Below are 17,733 nucleotides of genomic sequence, written 5' to 3'. Positions count from 1 at the left end.
CCGGCGCATCAATGAACTGAATCAAATCGATCGGCAGCGGGCGTGCGGATTGCCGCACGGTAGCGCTGCGAGGGCCATATTCGTAACGAGAGTGTCGAGTGAACGTTTTCTTTGAGGAATCGGGCGGTTTGAAGGCGGGTAGCGTGCTGTCGCGTCAGGGCGATGCGCTGCAAGTGGAGTTGCCGGGCGGACGGCGAGCGAAGGTGCGCGCCAAGGACGTCCTGATCGAGTTCGACAAGCCGAGTGCGGCCGAGCTGCTGCAGCAGGCCGACGCGGCTGCGCAGCAGATCGACCTCGACTTCCTGTGGGAGTGCGCGCCCGCCGACGAATTCCCGTTTGCGGCGCTGGCCGGCGAGTACTTCGGCGCGCAATCGGGTCCCGTCGAGCGCGCGGCGCTCGTGCTGCGCATGCATGGCGCGCCCGTCTATTTCCGTCGCAAGGGCCGCGGGCAGTACCAGCGCGCGCCTGAAGAGCAATTAAAGATGGCGCTCGCGGCGTTGGAGCGCAAGCGTCAGCAGGCGCTCGTCCAAGCCGGATACGAAGAAGAGCTGAAGGCCGGGCGGTTGCCCGAGGCGCTGCGCGGCAAGGCGCTCGCGTTGCTCACGAAGCCCGATAAGAACGCGATCGAATACAAGGCGCTAGAGGGCGCGGCGGCGGCGCGCGGGGTGTCGACGGCGCGGCTCATGTTGGAGTGCGGCGGCATCGCTTCGGCGCGCGCATTGCATGAAGCGCGCTTTCTGTCCGAGCACTTTCCGCATGGCACCGGGTTTCCGCCCGTGACGCCAGGGCCGGTGCCCGAAGATTTGCCGACCGCCCATGCGGAGGCGTTTTCGATCGACGACATCACCACGACCGAGATCGACGACGCGTTTTCGGTCGAATTGCTCGGCGAAGACCGTGTGCGAGTGGGCATTCACATTGCGGCGCCCGCGCTCGGCATCGCGCGGGGCGATCCCGTCGATGCGATTGCGCGCGCCCGGCTGTCCACCGTGTACATGCCCGGCGACAAGATCACGATGTTGCCCGATGAGGTCGTCGAAGTCTTCACGCTCAAAGAAGGCGCGCTGCGGCCGGCGCTCTCGCTGTACATCATCGTCGATCGCAACACGCAGGACATCGTGGCCACCGAAACGCGCGCCGAACGCGTGTTCGTCAGGAGCAATTTGCGCCACAACACGCTCGATGCCGATGTGACGGAGGAGTCGCTCGCCGCCGGTAGCGGCGATTATCCGCACAAGGACGAGATCGCCGTGCTGTGGCCGCTCGCTCAAGCGTTATTCGAAAAGCGCCAAGCGGCGCGCGCCGGCTACGGCTTGCGGCGCGAAGTTCACGGCAATACGGATTACAACTTCTACGTCGATGGCGAGCACGTGACGATTACGCCACGCCGTCGCGGCTCTCCGCTCGATCTGATCGTGGCCGAACTCGCTATTTTGGCCAATTCGACGTGGGGCGCCCTGCTGCACGACCATGGCGTGCCCGGCATCTACCGAACCCAACGCACGTTCGCCGCCGCAGGCCCCAAGCGCACGCGCATGCAAACGAGCGCCGCGCCGCACGAAGGGCTCGGCGTCGCGCAGTACGCATGGAGCACCTCGCCGCTGCGTCGCTACGTCGACCTCGTCAATCAATGGCAATTGCTCGCCTGCGTGCAGCACGGGGTCGCCGCCAAGCTCGTCGCGCCGTTCAAGCCGAAGGACGCCGATCTGTTCGCCGTGGTCCAAGGCTTCGACGACACTTACACCGCCTATGCCGACCACCAGCGGCGCATGGAGTACTTTTGGTGCTTGCGTTGGATCACGCAGGAACAGAAGAAGGAAGTGGTGGCGGCCGTCGTCAAGGGAGACCTCGTGCGCTTCGAGGAAGTGCCGCTGTTGCTGCACGTTCCGGGGCTCGGCGTGCATGCGCGAGGTACGCGCATCGTGCTGGAGGTGATGGGCATCGATGAATTGACGATCGAGGCATCGGTGCGCCCGATTCGCGTGCTCGATGCGCCCGGGGCGTCGAACGTCGCTGCCGAAGAGGAGGAAGACGCAGAGATCGTCGATGCGCCCGATGCGTCGGCGCAGAGCGAGGAAGAAGCGCGCGCCGAAGAGAGCCAATTGGAAGCGGGCGTCGATGCGACAGGGGACGAAGGGACGGGCGACGAAGCGAGCGACGACGGCGATGCGGCCGGCGTGGACGACAGTGAGCGTGATTCGACCGCTCTAGGCGGCGCGACGCCATCGTCGCAGGAGGCGCAATGAGCGCGGCGGCGTCCAACTCTGCCGGTGAGGCGTCCATCGAACCGGCTGCGCCCGGATATGACCTCTATGCCGTGATCGGCAACCCGATCGCGCATAGCAAATCGCCGCTCATTCATTCGCGCTTTGCGGAGCAAACGGACGAGCGCATCGAATACCGGCGCCTGCTCGCGCCTGTCGACGGCTTCGGCGATACGGTGCGCGCGTTCATGGCCGCCGGCGGCAAAGGGCTCAACGTCACGGTGCCGTTCAAGCTCGAGGCGCACGCGCTGGCCGCGCGGCTTTCGCCCAGAGCGGCCGCGGCGGGCGCCGTCAATACGCTGCGATTCGATGCCGATGGCATCTTCGGCGACAACACCGACGGCGTGGGGCTCGTCGCCGATATCGAAAGAAACTTGGGCGTGAGCCTTGCGGGTGCGCGCGTGCTGCTGCTCGGCGCAGGCGGCGCGGCGCGGGGCGCGGTGCTGCCGATCCTCGAGCGCGGTCCGCAGCGCGTGACCATCGTCAATCGCACGGCGCAAAAGGCTGATGCTCTCTTGGCCCAATTCGCTTCGGCGGCGCGCGAAGCGCGCTGCGTATTGTCGGGCGGCGCGCCTGCGGCGATCGACCCCGCGGCCTACGACGTCGTGATCAATGCGACGGCGGGCTCGTTGGCCGCGGCGCTGCCCGAATGCGACGATCGGGCGTTCGGTCCGGGCACGCTTGCGTACGACATGATGTACGGCGCACAGCCGACGGTATTCATGCAGCATGCGCAGTCGCTCGGCGCCACCGTGTCCGACGGCCTCGGCATGTTGGTGGAGCAGGCTGCCGAATCGTTTTGGGTGTGGCGCGGCGTGCGTCCCGACAGCGCTCGCGTGCTGGCGGAGCTGCGTGCCATGCTGGCAGCATCCGCTTAGCGGCGACAAGACACGACAGGAGTGCAGCGCGCGTCGCACGAGAAGACGCCGACGCGAGCGAGAACGATCAAAACGCAGCGATGACGAAAGCGAAAAAGCGGACGGGGAAAGGGATCGCCGGCTGGCTCGTTTATGCGGCAGCCGTGTGCGCGCTCGCGTGGGGTGCGACGCAAGCGTATTACTTTGCGCAAATCGCCGTTTGGAGCGTCGTCAACCCGCGTTCGACGGCGTTCATGCGGGCCGATGCATGGCGGCTCGCGCAGGATCGGCCCGATCTGTCGCTCGCGCACGAGTGGGTGCCCTACGAGCGCATCTCGCGCAACTTGAAACGCGCGATCATCGCCTCCGAGGACGCCAATTTCGTCAATAACAACGGCTACGAGACCGACGCGATTTTGCAGGCATGGGAAAAGAACAAAGCGCGCGGTAAGATCGTCGCGGGTGGTTCGACCATCACGCAGCAACTCGCGCGCAACTTGTTTCTTTCGCGCGAGAAAAGCTACTTGCGCAAGGGGCAGGAGCTCATCATCACCTGGATGCTCGAGCTGCTATTGGACAAGCAGCGGATCTTCGAGATCTATCTGAATTCCGTCGAATGGGGCAACGGCGTGTACGGCGCGCAAGCGGCCGCACGATATTACTACCGCACTTCCGCCGCGCGGTTGACGGCGTGGCAAGCCGCACGGCTCGCCGTCATGTTGCCTCGCCCGAAATACTTCGACGAGCATCGCGGCTCGGCTTATCTTGCACAACGGGCCGCGGTCATCGCGCGGCGCATGGGTGCGGCGGAAGTGCCACGATGAGCGGGCGGCCTCGACCGGAGATGCACTCATTTCCGTGACGAACCCTATGAGCGTATTGCATCCGGACGATGTCCTCTTTCATCCAGGCTCGTTGCTGTCGCCGTTGGGCGAACTCGTCGCGCCGTACGACCTCGAATCCGGCGATGCCTCGCTCGCCGGGTATCGCCCGGCGACGGCCGATCCACGGATCAACAACGCAAACGCACGAGCCTTCCGGCTGGACTGGGAGACGCTATCGGCGGTGCACGTCGTCAACGGAATGGGCGTCACGCTGGGGGACTCGATTATCGGTCTGACGGCGATCGCCGCGATCCGTCATCGGTTTCCCAGCCTGCGCGTCCATCTGTACCGGCCCAAGCGCGCGCCTGCTTACGTGGAGGCGCTTTATGCGCTCTCGACCGGCCGGATCGTGGACACGTGTCAGTGCTTGCCGCGTGCCATCGGCGGCGGGCTGCCCGGGCGGGAAGCGATCGTCGATGTGGGCAATCATCTGTTCTGGCGCGGCTTTTCGCGCGAACCTATGGTCGACTTCTTTCTCGATGCCCTCGGTATGGATCCCGCATCGGTGGCGTCCTCGCAGAAGCGAAATAACTGGCTGCGGCGATTGCCGCTCACCGATGCGTCGCCGCGAACGGTGTCTCGGCCCTATGCGCTGTTCTCGCCGTCGGCGAGCACATCGTTGCGCAGTATTCCGTCGAGCCAGTGGGCGCGCTTGGTGGATCTGATACACCGCACTTATGGTTTGCCGGTGCTCGGGTTCGGGCAGGTCGATCATCCGGTCTACCGGGATGTCAGCGAGCAAAGCGCTACGACGGCCGCGTTCCTTGGCTGGGTGAGCGGCGCGGCCTTCGTCATGACGGGCGACAGCGCCGCGCTTCATATCGCCGCGGGCTTCGATATCCCCACCACCGCTTTTTTCTCGAGCATCGAGCCTGATTTGCGCGCGAAAGACTACCCGATGTGCCAATCGATCAGCTTGGACGTCCCGTCGTTGCGGGGCTTGCAGGCCAGCAGCCGTAAGAGCGATTTAGCATTGCTGAGCGGCGCGTTCGATCGCCTGTTGGACGAGGGGCTCTCGCTGCTGCCTTTGCCCTTAGGCTAATCAACGGTCTGAACGGCCCTAAACAGTGCCAGCCCTCGGCCAGAGTGTGACTCGAGACGCCTCGGCGGCCGCCACCGTCAGTTGCCATCCCAATACGGCGCGCTCTCGCTTTCTCTCGATACGAACCGAAAGCCCTTCGGCTTCTCACCCGGCGCGCCCGGAAACTCCGCCAGGATGCCGAATTTGCCGGAGTCGGGATATTCGGCGATTTCGGGCAGCATTTTCGTGCTCACGGCGAGGTACTTGAGCTCGACGTCCCCGGTATTTGCGATCTGATGCGCCGCTTCCGGACCTCCGGGCGGGCAGGCGATGACGTCGCCCGCGCGGATTGCATAGACGGCCTCGCCGATCCGAACCTCCCCAGTTCCCTGCAACACGAAGAACATTTCCTCGTTCACGCGATGGTTGTGAAACGGGAAGCCGCGTTTGCCCGGCGCAAGCGCCGTCACGTTGTAGCCGAGCTTTTGCGCGCCGATGCGGGCGCCGACGGCGCCCATGCGCGGCGCGTAGCGATCCGCCATCGAGTCGGGCGGCGCCATGCCGGGAGGGAGTGGGGATAGCTCGACTTCGTCCAGATTGATGATCGGTTTCATAAGTGGGTTCTCGTCGAAAAAGGGAGCCGGCAGGAAGCGCCACGCGGCGCTGCGGGCGGCCGTGATGGGCCTGCAGCACGCCTAGGCCGGCGCGAAGCATATTGCCAGACGAGGCGGAACCATCATGCTCGATTGATCGTCAATCTCAATATATGAGCAGGTCATTCAAATGTTGGATCGAGGCGCAAGGCGTGCCTACAATCCGTCGCGAGCGGTCGAAATAGCCGCCCAACGAAAGCGAAGCATTCTGCGATTCGAGAGCGAAGCATTCGAACCCAATGGAGACGCGCCCGATGACTGCATCCGACCACCAACTTTCCGCTTCCGCCACGAGAAGCGACGTATCCGAACTGCCGCCGCGCGGTGTCAGAGGCGAGGCCTCCGAGCCGCCTGCGATCGCAGGCTCGGCGCTCGATAGCTTGGATTTGCCCGCCGGGACGCAGACTCTGCTGCGCGGGCTCGCGATCATCGAGGCGTGCGCCCGTGGCGCGCGCGACATGCGTGCGTTCGCCGCGGCGTTGGGCACGACCCGCAGCACGACACACCGGCTCGTGCACAGCCTCGTGCAGGCGCGCTATCTGCGCCAAGTGCCGCAAGGGTATTTGCTCGGGCCGAAACTGATCGAACTCGGTACCGTCGCCCTCGAGCAGATGCCGCTCACTGCGGTGGCGCGCCCGCACCTCGAGCGGCTCGCGCAGGCGACGCTCGATACGGTTCACCTTGGCGTGCGCGACGGCGAAGACGTGCTTTACATCGACAAGCTGCCCGGCACGCGTGGGCTCGAAATGCGTTCGAAGGCCGGTCACAAGATGCCGCTCGCCTGCACCGGCATCGGCAAAGCGCTGATGCTCGACTTGTCGCCGCAGAGCTGGAGTTCGCTCTACGACGCCGCGCAGCGCACGCTCGAAGGCGTGCGCTTCGAAAACAGCCGCCGTCCGGACAAGCCGCTATTCCTTCAGCGCATGGTGCGCTATGCCGCCGGGCAATTTTCGTTCGACCTCGAAGAGAACGAGCCGTCGATCTGCTGCGTGGCCGCGCCCGTGCGCGATGCGACCGGCGCAATCGTGGCCGCGATCTCCGTGGCGAGCACCACGCACTACATGTCTCAAGAACGCATGGATGAACTGGTCCCCGTCGTGCAGCGAAGCGCGCGCGCGATTTCCGAAGAACTCGGCTGGAGTGCGCCCGCAGCGCGCCGTATCAAACGATGACCGCTGTGCAAGCTTTGGCGGCGCCGCCCGCGCTGATCGGACTCGACTGGGGCACCACAGCCCTGCGCGCCTATCTGTTCGATGAGCGTGGCGGTGTGATCGCGACGCACGCGTCCGGCGACGGGATCATGCGCTTGCCGCAGCCGGGCGCGTTCGACGCCGCGTTCGAAGCCGCTTGCGGCGATTGGCTCGGCATGGCGCCGAGCCTGCCCGTGATCGCCGCCGGCATGATCGGCAGCGCGCAGGGCTGGCGCGAGGCGCTGTACGTCGAAACGCCCGCCGACGCTTCTGCGCTCGTTGCTGGAATCGTGCGCGTGAGCGCAGCATGCGGCGCCGATATTCATATCGTACCGGGGGTGATCGAGCACGGCGAGCTGCCGAACGTCATGCGCGGCGAGGAAACCCAGATCGTGGGCGCGCTGGCGAGCGCGGCGCTCGATGGGGAAACGCGCGCGCTGGTGGGCTTGCCGGGCACGCATGCGAAATGGGCGGTCGTGCGCGGCGAACGGATCGAATCGTTCCATACGTTCATGACCGGGGAGGTCTACGGGGTGTTGCGCGAGCACACGATCTTGGGTCGCACGATGAGCGAGCCGGCCCAGTTCGACACGCAAGCGTTTTTGCGTGGGGTGGCCGTCGCCCAGCACGCGCATGGCGCGGGCTTGCTTGCCACGATTTTCAGCACCCGAGCCTTGGGGCTGACCGGCGAGTTGGAGCCGCAGCAGCAGCCCGACTATTTGTCGGGCCTCCTGATCGGCCACGAGTTGGCCGGGTTGGCGGCGCTGCTCGCATCGCGGGGCGTGGCGCTTGCCGGTGAAGCGCCGCGTCTGATCGGCAGCGCCACGCTGTGCGAACGCTATCGGTTGGCGCTGACGCAATTCGGCTGCTTGCGCGCGAGCATCGTCGAAGCCGCTGCCGAAAGCGGCCTATGGCGGCTCGCCGTCCAAGCGGGGTTGGTTGGGCGTCGCGCTTTTGCGCCCGCCGGTTGAAGCACGGGTGCGGCCGCCGAACGAGAAGTGTGCCGCAGTGGGTCGATGCATTGTCAGTCAATGAGCTAAACCGTTTTAGTCGCTACGCCATGCAAACCGAATTCGATTTACCCAAGCCGTACCATCCGCACGCCAAGTTCATCGGTGCATTCGAGGCATGTCCGCTGATCGCCATCTTGCGCGGCATCACGCCGGGCGAAGCGGTGGCGCACGGCCGAGCGCTCTACGAAGCGGGTTTTCGCATCGTCGAAGTGCCGCTCAATTCGCCCGATCCGCTCGCGAGCATCGCGGCGTTGAGGCAAGCGCTGCCCGACGAAGTCATCGTTGGCGCGGGCACCGTGCTGCGGCCCGCCTTCGTCGAGGATGTTGCCCGCGCCGGCGGGGAACTGATCGTCATGCCGCATGGCGACGTCGAGATCATCGAAACCGCGAAGCGCAACGGCATGGCCTGCGCGCCCGGGGTGGCCACGCCGACCGAAGCGTTCGCCGCGCTCGCGAGCGGCGCCGACGTGCTCAAGATGTTTCCCGCCGAGCAGCTGGGCGCGGTCGTCGTCAAAGCGTGGCGAGCCGTGATCGCCAAGCGCGTGCCGCTCGTGCCCGTCGGCGGTGTGACGCCCGAGAACATGGGGACGCTCGTTGCCGCGGGCGCGAACGGCTTCGGTCTCGGCTCGGCGTTGTATCGCCCTGGCCAAGAAGTCGAGGCGACGGCCAAGCATGCGCATGCGTTCGTCGCGGCCTGGCGCGGCGTGAGCGCGGGGGCGGCGCGGTGAACCGGCTCGCGGGCAAAGTGGCGCTCATCACCGGCGCCGGTCGCGGCATCGGCGAGGCGATCGCCCGTGCCTTCGCGCGCGAAGGCGCGGCGACCGTGCTGGCCGAACTCGACCTCGAAGCTGCGCGCCAGGTTGCCGAACGGATCGAGCGCGAGACGCCGGGCGCGCGCGTGCTGGCCGTGCGCACCGACGTGACGCAGGGGGCGTCGGTGTGCGCTGCGCGCGATGCGGGCGAGCAGGCTTTCGGCCCCATCGACACGCTCGTGAACAACGCTGGCATCAACGTGTTTTGCGATCCGCTGACGATGACCGACGACGATTGGCGCCGCTGCTTCGCCGTGGACCTCGATGGCGTGTGGAACGGTTGCAAGGCCGTATTGCCGGGCATGGTCGAACGTGGCCGCGGCAGCATCGTCAATATCGCATCGACGCACGCGTTTCAGATCATCCCTGGATGCTTCCCGTATCCGGTGGCCAAGCACGGCGTGCTTGGTTTGACGCGCGCACTCGGCATCGAATACGCGGCGAAACAAGTGCGCGTCAACGCGATCGCTCCCGGTTATGTGGAGACGCAGCTCACGCACGATTGGTGGAACGGCCAGCCGGACCCGGCGGCCGCGCGCCAAGCGACGTTGGATTTGCAACCGATGAAGCGCATTGCGCAACCGCATGAGATTGCAATGACGGCGGTGTTCCTCGCATCGGACGACGCGCCGTTCATCAACGCGACTTGCATCACGGTCGATGGCGGGCGCTCTGCGCTTTACCACGATTGATCTGAAACGATCGTTTCGATTGCCGGGCGACGGGTTCGCACGGCGATGCTTCAACCGGATGGCGCACAGTGGCCGCGTGAGTCATCCGACATAGATAACGCGGCCAAAACGCTCAATCAGACAGGAGACGCATGTCATGAAACGCAGAATTTTCCTCACGCTGGCCGCCGCTGCGGTGACGTCGATGGTGGCGGGTGTGCCGGCCGCTCAAGCCGCCGATCCGGTCAAGATCGGCTTCCTCGTGAAGCAACCCGAGGAGCCCTGGTTCCAGGACGAATGGAAATTCGCGGAGATCGCCGCGAAGCAGAAGGGCTTCACGCTCGTCAAGATCGGCGCGCCTTCCGGCGAGAAGGTCATGAGCGCGATCGACAACCTGCACGCGCAAAAGGCCCAGGGCTTCATCATCTGCACGCCTGACGTGAAGCTCGGACCGGGCATCGTCGCGAAGGCCAAGGCGGACGGCTTGAAGATGATGACGGTCGACGATCGCTTGGTGGATGGATCGGGCAAGCCGATCGCCGCCGTGCCGCACATGGGCATTTCGGCCTACAACATCGGCCAGCAGGTGGGCAAGGGCATCGTCGACGAGATCAAGAAGCGCGGCTGGGACATGAAGGACGTCGGCGCGATCGACGTGACCTACGAGCAACTGCCGACCGCTCACGATCGTACGCAAGGCGCGACCGACGTGTTGTTGGCCTCGGGCTTCCCGAAGGCGAACATCGTCGCTGCTCCTCAAGCGAAGACGGACACGGAGAACGCGTTCAACGCGGCCAACATCGCCATCACGAAGAACCCGAACTTCAAGCACTGGGTGGCGTACGGCCTGAACGACGAAGCCGTCCTCGGCGCCGTGCGCGCGGCCGAAGGCCGGGGCTTCAAGGCCGACAACATGATCGGCATCGGCATCGGCGGCTCCGATTCGGCCCTGAACGAGTTCAAGAAACCGAACCCGACGGGCTTCTTCGGCAGCGTCATCATCAGCCCGAAGCGCCATGGCGAAGAAACCTCGACGCTGATGTACGACTGGATTACGCAAGGCAAGGAACCGCCGAAGCTCACGCTGACGACGGGCATGCTCGCGACGCGCGACAACGTCGCCAAGGTGCGTGAAGAGATGGGTCTCGCCTCGAAGTAAGTTAGCGGCGAAGCGTTCCTGCCGGCGCTTGCGAAGTCGCTGCAAGCGCCGGCTCGGATGACCCTTCAGTACGAGGTGAGGTGAGATGTCTGCAACGTTGCGATTTGACAATATCGGCAAGGTCTTTCCGGGCGTGCGTGCGCTCGACGGCGTGTCGTTCGAAGTCGAGGCCGGCCAAGTGCACGGGCTCATGGGCGAGAACGGAGCGGGCAAGTCGACGCTGCTCAAGATTCTCGGCGGCGAGTATCAGCCCGATTCGGGCCGCATCATGGTGGACGGTCAAGAAGTGCGTTTCGCCAACGCCGCGGCTTCGATCGCGGCCGGCGTCGCGGTGATTCACCAGGAACTGCAATACGTCCCCGATCTGACGGTGGCGGAGAACCTGCTGCTCGGCCGGCTGCCCAATGCGCTCGGGTGGGTGCACAAGGGCGAAGCGAAGCGTTTCGTCAGAGAGCGGCTCGCGCAAATGGGCGTCGACCTCGATCCGAATGCCAAGCTCGGGCGCTTGTCGATCGCGCAACGGCAGATGGTCGAGATCTGCAAGGCGCTGCTGCGCAATGCGCGCGTGATCGCGCTGGACGAACCGACGAGCTCGCTCTCGCACCGCGAGACCGAAGTGCTGTTCAAGCTCGTGCGGGAACTGAAAGCCGACGGCCGCGCGCTCATCTATATCTCGCACCGCATGGACGAGATTTACGAGCTGTGCGATGCCTGCACGATCTTTCGCGACGGCCGCAAGGTCGCATCGCATCGTTCGCTTGCCGAGGTGAAGCGCGAGACGATCGTCGCCGAAATGGTCGGGCGCGAGATTTCCGACATCTACGGCTATCGCCCGCGCATACAAGGCGAAGTGCGCCTTGCCGTCGACGCGGTGCAAGGCCACGGCTTGTCCGCGCCTGCCAGCTTCAGCGTGCGCGCGGGCGAAATCGTCGGTTTCTTCGGGCTTGTCGGCGCGGGACGCAGCGAGTTGATGCGGCTCGTCTACGGAGCCGAAAAGCGGCGCGGCGGGCGCATGACGCTCGATGGCCGCGACATCGATACGAGTAGTCCAGGGCAGGCGATTCGCAGCGGCATCGTGCTGTGCCCCGAGGATCGCAAGGAGGAGGGCATCGTCGCGATGGCTTCCGTCGACGAGAACATCAACATCAGCTGCCGTCGGCACTATCTGCGGGCGGGCTTGTTCCTGAACCGCGCCAAAGAGATCGAGACGGCCGAGCGTTTCATCAAGCTGCTCAAGATCAAGACGCCGAGCCGCCGGCAAAAGATTCGTCTGCTCTCGGGCGGCAATCAGCAAAAGGCGATCTTGTCGCGCTGGCTGGCGGAACCCGATCTGAAGGTCGTGATTCTGGACGAGCCGACGCGCGGTATCGACGTCGGGGCCAAGCACGAGATCTACAACGTCATCTACGAGTTGGCCGAACGCGGTTGCGCGGTGGTGATGGTGTCCTCGGAGCTGCCCGAAGTGCTCGGCGTGTCCGATCGGATCGTCGTCATGCGGGAGGGGCGCATCGCGGGCGAGGTGCCGCGCGAGCAAGCCAGCGAGCCTGCGCTGCTCGAGCTTGCGCTGCCGCAAGGGGCGCGCGCGGGCGCAGCGCTCGATGCGGCTTGAGTGCGCGGGCGAGCACGCGAGCGGAACCGTAAAGAGAAACGGATGAAACAAAACCCGTCGCACACGACGGTGAAGGAGTCAGGACATGCAAGCTAGAGAAAATCTGATCGAGGCGGGCGCGAAGCGCGCGGCCGAAGCGTTGATCCCGCAGCCGAACGATCGGCAGAAGTGGTGGCAACAAGTCACCGAATACAGCCTCATCCTCATCTTCGCCGTCATGTTCGTGACGACGTCGCTGACCGTCGATCACTTCTTCTCGATCGACAACATGCTCGGCCTTGCGCTGTCGGTCTCGCAGATCGGCATGGTCGCCTGCACGATGATGTTCTGTCTTGCGTCGCGCGACTTCGATTTGTCGGTCGGCTCTACCGTGGCCTTCGCGGGCGTGCTCTGCGCGATGGTCCTCAATGCGACGAACAACACGTTTCTCGCCATCGTCGCGGCCGTGGCGGCCGGGTCGGTCATCGGCTGGGTCAATGGCGCCGTCATCGCCTACCTGCGCATCAATGCGCTGATCACGACGCTCGCCACCATGGAGATCGTGCGCGGCCTCGGCTTCATCGTGTCGCACGGCCAAGCGGTGGGCGTGTCCTCAGATACCTTCATCGCACTCGGCGGGCTCACGATGCTCGGCGTGTCGCTGCCGATCTGGGTGACGCTCGCGTGCTTCATCGTGTTCGGCGTGCTGCTGAACCAGACTGTCTATGGCCGCAATACGCTCGCGATCGGCGGCAATCCGGAAGCGTCGCGTCTGGCCGGGATCAACGTCGAGCGCACCCGCGTCGTGATCTTCCTCGTGCAAGGCGCGGTGACCGCGTTGGCCGGTGTGATTTTGGCGTCGCGCATCACGTCGGGGCAGCCCAATGCCGCGCAGGGCTTCGAGCTGAATGTGATCTCGGCTTGCGTGCTGGGCGGCGTGTCGCTGCTCGGCGGCCGCGCGACCATTTCGGGCGTCGTGATCGGCGTGCTCATCATGGGCACCGTCGAGAACGTCATGAACCTGCTCAATATCGACGCGTTCTATCAGTACTTGGTGCGCGGCGCGATCCTGCTCGCGGCGGTGCTGCTCGATCAACTCAAGAACCGCGGTACGCGCGATTGAGTGAGTTACGCTAGCGTCCGCTCTCGCGAGCGGACGCGCAGTCTTTCCGGAGAATCTTCACGATGGCGCTTCCCGATCATCCGCAAGCAGGTCCTTACGCGCGCTACCCGAGCCTGGCTGGCCGCACGGTCTTCATCACGGGCGGCGCGACCGGTATCGGCGCATCGTTCGTCGAGCATTTCGCGCTGCAAGGCGCTCGCGTCGCGTTCTGCGACATCGACGCGAGCGCCGGCGAAGCGCTAGCCGATGCGCTTGGCGACGCAAGCGCCAAGCCGCTCTTTCTCGCATGCGACGTGACCGATATCGACGCGCTGCGCGGCGCGATCGCCGACGTGCAGAATGCATTCGGCCCGATCACGGTGCTCGTCAACAACGCCGCGAACGATGCGCGGCACGCGCTGGCCGAGGTCACGCCGGCTTCGTTCGACGCCGGTCTCGCCGTCAATTTGCGGCATCAGTTCTTCGCCGCCCAGGCCGTCGTCGAAGACATGAAGCGTGCGGGCGGCGGCTCGATCATCAATCTCGGCTCGATCAGCTGGATGCTCAAACAAGGCGGCATGCCCGTCTATCTGACGGCCAAAGCCGCGATCGAAGGCCTCACGCGGGCGCTGGCGCGCGATCTCGGTCCGTTCGGCATTCGCGTCAATGCGCTCGTGCCGGGCTGGGTGTTGACCGAGAAGCAACGCCGGCTATGGCTCGACGAAGCGGGCAAGCGTGCGCTCAAGGAAGGGCAGTGCCTCGACGGCGAATTGATGCCGGACGATTTGGCGCGCATGGCGTTGTTTCTCGCGGCCGACGATAGCCGCATGATCACGGCGCAGGACTTCATCGTCGACGGGGGATGGGTATGAGCTTGGAGCGTTCTCGCGCCTCGCTCGCGGTGCGTGCGCGGTGCGCGCTCGGAGAGGGCGCAACCTGGTGCGCGCGCACGGGGCGCTTTTATTGGACCGATATCGAAGGCGCTCGCTTGCATCGCCTCGATCCGCAAACGGGCGAACGTGCGAGTTGGGCGATGCCCGAACGCCTCGCGACGTTCGCGCTGTGCGCCGATCCGCATTACCTGCTCGTGGGACTGGCCACGCACCTGGCGTTCTTCGATTTGACCACGGGCGACATGCGCCGCATCGTCGACGTCGAACCGGGGCTCGATACGCGACTGAACGATGGGCGATGCGATCGGCAAGGCCGCTTCGTCTTCGGCACGAAGCATGAAGGCGCGGAACTGAGGCCGATCGGGGGCTTTTATCGATTGGGCCGCGATTTGTCGCTCGAGCGCTTGCCGCTGCCGTCGCCTGCGATCTCGAACAGCATTGCTTTCAGCCCCGATGGCGCCACGATGTATTTCTGCGATTCGCCGACGCGAGAAATTCTCGCCTGCGACTACGGCGCGGACGGCTCGGTCGGCAACGTGCGCGTCTTCGCCCGGCTCACCGACGCGAGCGGCGTGCCCGACGGCTCGACGGTCGATGCCGAAGGCGGGCTCTGGAATGCGCAATGGGGCGGCGGCCGCGTGGTGCGCTATCGGCCGGATGGCGTGGAAACCGACCGCGTGAGCGTGCCGACGAGCCAGCCGAGTTGTGTCGCGCTTGGCGGAGCGCATCTGGCCACGCTGTACATCACTACGGCGCGCGTGGAACTCGATGCGGCCGCGCTTGCCGCCGAGCACGGCGCGGGAGGGATCTTCATCGCGCCGAGCGGGCGCCGCGGGCTGGCCGAACCGCTGTTTCTCGGCGAGTGGCGGTAAACCCGAGTCCGATCGGTTAAACCGAAGGACGCATCGCGAGTCAAAGCCGGCTAAAGACACGGCGGCAGCACTCGAGCCTCACGCCGGCGTCGCACCGGCAAGACCGCCTCTCGACGGAGCTCATCATGACGATAGCGAATTCCGACGCCACCGCAACGAGGGGCGCGACCGATTCCCAAGGCAGCCCCATGCCGGCGCAAAGACGCGGTGCGCGCGCGCAATCGCGCAGTGCGAAGCTCGCCGCGTTGATGCAGCCGGTGCGCTCGGGACCGCAAACCTCCGCGGTCGCCCGCGCTACGGCGGGCGGTCGCGTGCCGGCCGCGCTGACGCTGGCGAACGGCCAATTGCGCGTCGATTTGGCGCCCGCGCTGGGCGGCGGTATGACGCGTTTCGAGTGGCATGGCGACGGCGGCCAGCCCACGCCGATTTTCCGGCAGTGCGCGCAAGCGCAAGTGGACACCGATCCGAACGCGCTCGCGTGCTACCCGCTCGTGCCCTACTCGAACCGGATCGGCGGCGCGAGGTTCCACTTCGACGGGCGCGAGCTGGCCGTGCCGCGCAACCGCACGGCCGAGCCGCTACCGATTCACGGCGACGGCTGGTTGCGCGCGTGGCGGGTCGCCGAGCGCGGCGCGACGCATGCCACGCTCACGCTCGAACGCGAGCGGGCCAAACCGCACGCCTACCGCGCGCGGCTTGCCTACACACTCGAGGACGCGACGCTTTCGGTGGCGTTGTCGGTCGAGAACGCAGGGCGCGAGCCGCTGCCGTTCGGACTGGGGCTCCATCCCTTTCTGGCGCGCGACGGCGACACGCGGCTGTCGGCGGCGGCGAGCGGGTTGTGGCTGCCCGGCCCCGATTGGCTACCCGTGCGGCATGTGCCCGCGCCGCCAGCCTGGGAATTCGGTGTGGCATATCCGTTGCCGGACGCCCTGGTCAATCACGCGTTCACGCATTGGAGCGGCCGCGCCGCCGTGGTCTGGCCGCGCAAGCGGCTTTCGCTGACGATCGCAGCGGACGCCGACTATTACGTGCTCTACACGCCGCCCGGTGAAGATTTCTTTTGCTTCGAGCCCGTCGATCATCCGATCAATGCGGTGAATTTGCCCGGCGGTGCGAGCGCGCACGGCATGACGGTGCTCGCGCCCGGGGAAACGCTCGCGCGGGAGTTCCGCTTCACGGTCGAGCCCGTCGGCCGCTAGCGGGGTTGGCGCGCGCGCCGCGCCTGCGGCTGCCGGCCGGCGGGCAAGCGCGGGTAGAATACGGGCCTTTCCCGCCATCGGCGCGCTTCTTTCCATCGTTTTCGCCATGTCCACGTCCTATTCGTTCGTCCGCTCGCTCAACGACGCCTGGCAGCGCACGGGTTCGCTCCTGTGCGTCGGCCTCGACCCCGAACCGGCCCGCTTTCCGGCAGCGCTCGCGAACCGCGCCGACAAGATCTTCGAATTTTGCCGGGACATCGTCGATGCGACCGCACCCTATGCGAGCGCGTTCAAGCCGCAGATCGCCTACTTCGCCGCGCACCGCGCCGAGGACCAGCTCGAGGCGCTGATCGCCCATATCCACGAGTGCCATCCCGGTCTGCCGGTGATCCTCGACGCCAAACGCGGCGACATCGGCAGCACCGCCGAGCAATACGCGCGCGAAGCGTTCGATCGCTACCGGGCCGATGCGGTCACGGTCAATCCGTACATGGGATTCGATTCGATCCAGCCGTACCTCGCGCACACGGGCAAAGGCGTGATCGTGCTGTGCCGCACGTCCAACCCGGGCGGCTCGGACCTACAGTTTCTCGAGACGGGCGGGCGCCCACTGTATCAGGTCGTGGCGTCGCTCGCGGCCGAGAAGTGGAATGCGAGCGGCGAACTGTCGCTCGTCGTCGGCGCGACGTTCCCGAAGGAAATCGAAGTCGTGCGCGGCATCGTCGGCGACATGCCGCTCTTGATTCCCGGCGTCGGCGCGCAAGGCGGCGACGTCCAGGCGACGGTCGAGGCCGGCCGCACGCGAGCGGGAAGCGGGATGATGATCAATTCGTCGCGCGCGATTCTTTACGCGGGCAAGGACGAGGACTTCGCTCGAGCGGCCGCCCAAGCGGCGCTCGAGACGCGCGAGAAAATCAACGCGTATCGCTGAGCGGCTAGCGCCGCGGCCGAACTCGCACGACCAAGCCTCAATGCTCGTTGTGGTCGATGTGATCGAGCAGGCCGCGTAGCGCGTGCGCCGCGGCCTGCACGCGAATCTGCTCTCGGTCGCCTTTGAACACCAGCGTTTCGGCCGACGTATGCAGCCGGTTGCTCCACGCGAAGCACACCATTCCCACCGGTTTCGTTTCAGTGCCGCCGCCGGGCCCGGCCACGCCCGTGATCGCCAGCGAAACTTGCGCGCGGCTGTTGCGCAAAGCGCCTTCGGCCATGGCGCGCGCCACGGGCTCGCTCACTGCCCCATGCTTGTCGATGAGGTCGGCGGGCACACCGATCATCTCTGTCTTCGCTTGGTTCGAATAAGTGACGAAGCCGCGCTCGAACCAGCCGCTGCTGCCCGAAATGTCGGTGATGGCGGTAGCCACCATCCCGCCCGTGCATGACTCGGCGGTCGTGAGCATGAGTCGCGTTTCGCGCAGCTTGTTGCCGGCGCGCACGGCGAGTTGATGAACGACGGAATCGGTGGGCATTGCGGTGGTCTCGCTATTCTCGATGGGCGGGCAAAGCCGCGGCGCCTCGAAGGTGCGCGGCCTGAACGGATCCGTATGTCGTG

The 17,733-nt window shown here is 65.7% G+C and carries 17 protein-coding genes; 15 read left to right on the top strand and 2 right to left on the bottom strand.

All coding sequences use genetic code 11. The features are described 5' to 3' along the window. The first annotated feature begins 98 nt into the window (after positions 1-98). The 4 genes from MMB74_RS13770 to MMB74_RS13755 all read left to right on the top strand — a co-directional run bounded on the left by MMB74_RS13770 (position 99) and on the right by MMB74_RS13755 (position 5,047). Entirely contained in the window at positions 99-2,246 is a 2,148-nt protein-coding gene (locus MMB74_RS13770) for an RNB domain-containing ribonuclease (RefSeq protein WP_277429192.1), read from the top strand. Beyond that, the gene (gene aroE / locus MMB74_RS13765; RefSeq protein ID WP_277429191.1) at positions 2,243-3,142 is read left to right on the top strand and encodes a shikimate dehydrogenase; all 900 of its coding nucleotides are present in this window, start codon (positions 2,243-2,245) and stop codon (positions 3,140-3,142) included. The genes MMB74_RS13770 and aroE overlap by 4 nt, the downstream gene beginning before the upstream one ends. Before the next feature lie 80 nt (positions 3,143-3,222). Further along, complete coding sequence (gene mtgA, locus MMB74_RS13760) at positions 3,223-3,945, top strand: monofunctional biosynthetic peptidoglycan transglycosylase (protein WP_277429190.1); 723 nt, start codon at positions 3,223-3,225, stop codon at positions 3,943-3,945. 46 nt (positions 3,946-3,991) lie between these two features. Continuing rightward, positions 3,992-5,047, top strand: coding sequence for an ADP-heptose--LPS heptosyltransferase (locus tag MMB74_RS13755; protein WP_277429189.1), 1,056 nt, complete (start codon positions 3,992-3,994; stop codon positions 5,045-5,047). Between the two features lie 77 nt (positions 5,048-5,124). Here MMB74_RS13755 and MMB74_RS13750 read toward each other — a convergent pair whose 3' ends face one another. Further along, positions 5,125-5,640, bottom strand: a complete 516-nt coding sequence (locus MMB74_RS13750; RefSeq protein WP_277429188.1) for a cupin domain-containing protein — start codon at positions 5,638-5,640, stop codon at positions 5,125-5,127. A 278-nt stretch (positions 5,641-5,918) separates the two neighbouring features. Between MMB74_RS13750 and MMB74_RS13745 the strand changes: the two genes are divergently transcribed. The 11 genes from MMB74_RS13745 (at position 5,919) to pyrF (ending at position 17,112) form a co-directional block, all read left to right on the top strand. Beyond that, positions 5,919-6,851, top strand: a complete 933-nt coding sequence (locus MMB74_RS13745) for an IclR family transcriptional regulator (protein ID WP_277429187.1) — start codon at positions 5,919-5,921, stop codon at positions 6,849-6,851. A 5-nt stretch (positions 6,852-6,856) separates the two neighbouring features. Then, positions 6,857-7,840, top strand: a complete 984-nt coding sequence (locus tag MMB74_RS13740) for a 2-dehydro-3-deoxygalactonokinase (protein WP_277429186.1) — start codon at positions 6,857-6,859, stop codon at positions 7,838-7,840. 89 nt (positions 7,841-7,929) lie between these two features. Then, entirely contained in the window at positions 7,930-8,610 is a 681-nt protein-coding gene (locus MMB74_RS13735) for a 2-dehydro-3-deoxy-6-phosphogalactonate aldolase (RefSeq protein WP_277429185.1), read from the top strand. After that, the gene (locus MMB74_RS13730; protein WP_277429184.1) at positions 8,607-9,386 is read left to right on the top strand and encodes an SDR family oxidoreductase; all 780 of its coding nucleotides are present in this window, start codon (positions 8,607-8,609) and stop codon (positions 9,384-9,386) included. Before MMB74_RS13735 ends, MMB74_RS13730 begins: the two co-directional genes overlap by 4 nt. A 136-nt stretch (positions 9,387-9,522) precedes the next feature. Beyond that, positions 9,523-10,524 (top strand): arabinose ABC transporter substrate-binding protein, encoded by a 1,002-nt coding sequence (locus MMB74_RS13725; protein WP_277429183.1) that lies wholly within the window; start codon positions 9,523-9,525, stop codon positions 10,522-10,524. A gap of 85 nt (positions 10,525-10,609) precedes the next feature. Then, positions 10,610-12,133 (top strand): L-arabinose ABC transporter ATP-binding protein AraG, encoded by a 1,524-nt coding sequence (gene araG / locus MMB74_RS13720; RefSeq protein ID WP_277429182.1) that lies wholly within the window; start codon positions 10,610-10,612, stop codon positions 12,131-12,133. A gap of 85 nt (positions 12,134-12,218) precedes the next feature. Further along, the gene (gene araH / locus MMB74_RS13715) at positions 12,219-13,235 is read left to right on the top strand and encodes an L-arabinose ABC transporter permease AraH (RefSeq protein ID WP_277429181.1); all 1,017 of its coding nucleotides are present in this window, start codon (positions 12,219-12,221) and stop codon (positions 13,233-13,235) included. Positions 13,236-13,297: 62 nt separating this feature from the next. After that, a complete protein-coding gene (locus tag MMB74_RS13710; protein WP_277429180.1) occupies positions 13,298-14,086 on the top strand; it encodes an SDR family oxidoreductase in 789 nt (262 codons plus the stop codon). Next, positions 14,077-14,979 (top strand): SMP-30/gluconolactonase/LRE family protein, encoded by a 903-nt coding sequence (locus MMB74_RS13705; RefSeq protein WP_277429179.1) that lies wholly within the window; start codon positions 14,077-14,079, stop codon positions 14,977-14,979. Before MMB74_RS13710 ends, MMB74_RS13705 begins: the two co-directional genes overlap by 10 nt. Positions 14,980-15,167: 188 nt before the next feature. Beyond that, positions 15,168-16,181: an aldose 1-epimerase gene (locus tag MMB74_RS13700; RefSeq protein ID WP_277429261.1), complete on the top strand. Its 1,014-nt coding sequence runs from the start codon at positions 15,168-15,170 to the stop codon at positions 16,179-16,181. Between the two features lie 106 nt (positions 16,182-16,287). Beyond that, positions 16,288-17,112 carry an orotidine-5'-phosphate decarboxylase gene (gene pyrF, locus MMB74_RS13695; protein ID WP_277429178.1) on the top strand — a complete coding sequence of 275 codons (825 nt, stop codon included), beginning with the start codon at positions 16,288-16,290 and terminating at the stop codon, positions 17,110-17,112. 37 nt (positions 17,113-17,149) lie between these two features. Here the strand turns inward: pyrF and MMB74_RS13690 are convergent, their stop codons facing one another. Continuing rightward, entirely contained in the window at positions 17,150-17,650 is a 501-nt protein-coding gene (locus MMB74_RS13690; RefSeq protein WP_277429177.1) for a CinA family protein, read from the bottom strand. Between the last annotated feature and the right edge of the window lie 83 nt (positions 17,651-17,733).

The organism is Trinickia sp. Y13, from assembly GCF_029522115.1.
In the GTDB taxonomy this organism is placed as follows: domain Bacteria; phylum Pseudomonadota; class Gammaproteobacteria; order Burkholderiales; family Burkholderiaceae; genus Trinickia.
The sequence above is the reverse complement of the archived record's forward strand: the minus strand, read 5'-3'. Positions and strand labels throughout refer to the sequence as shown.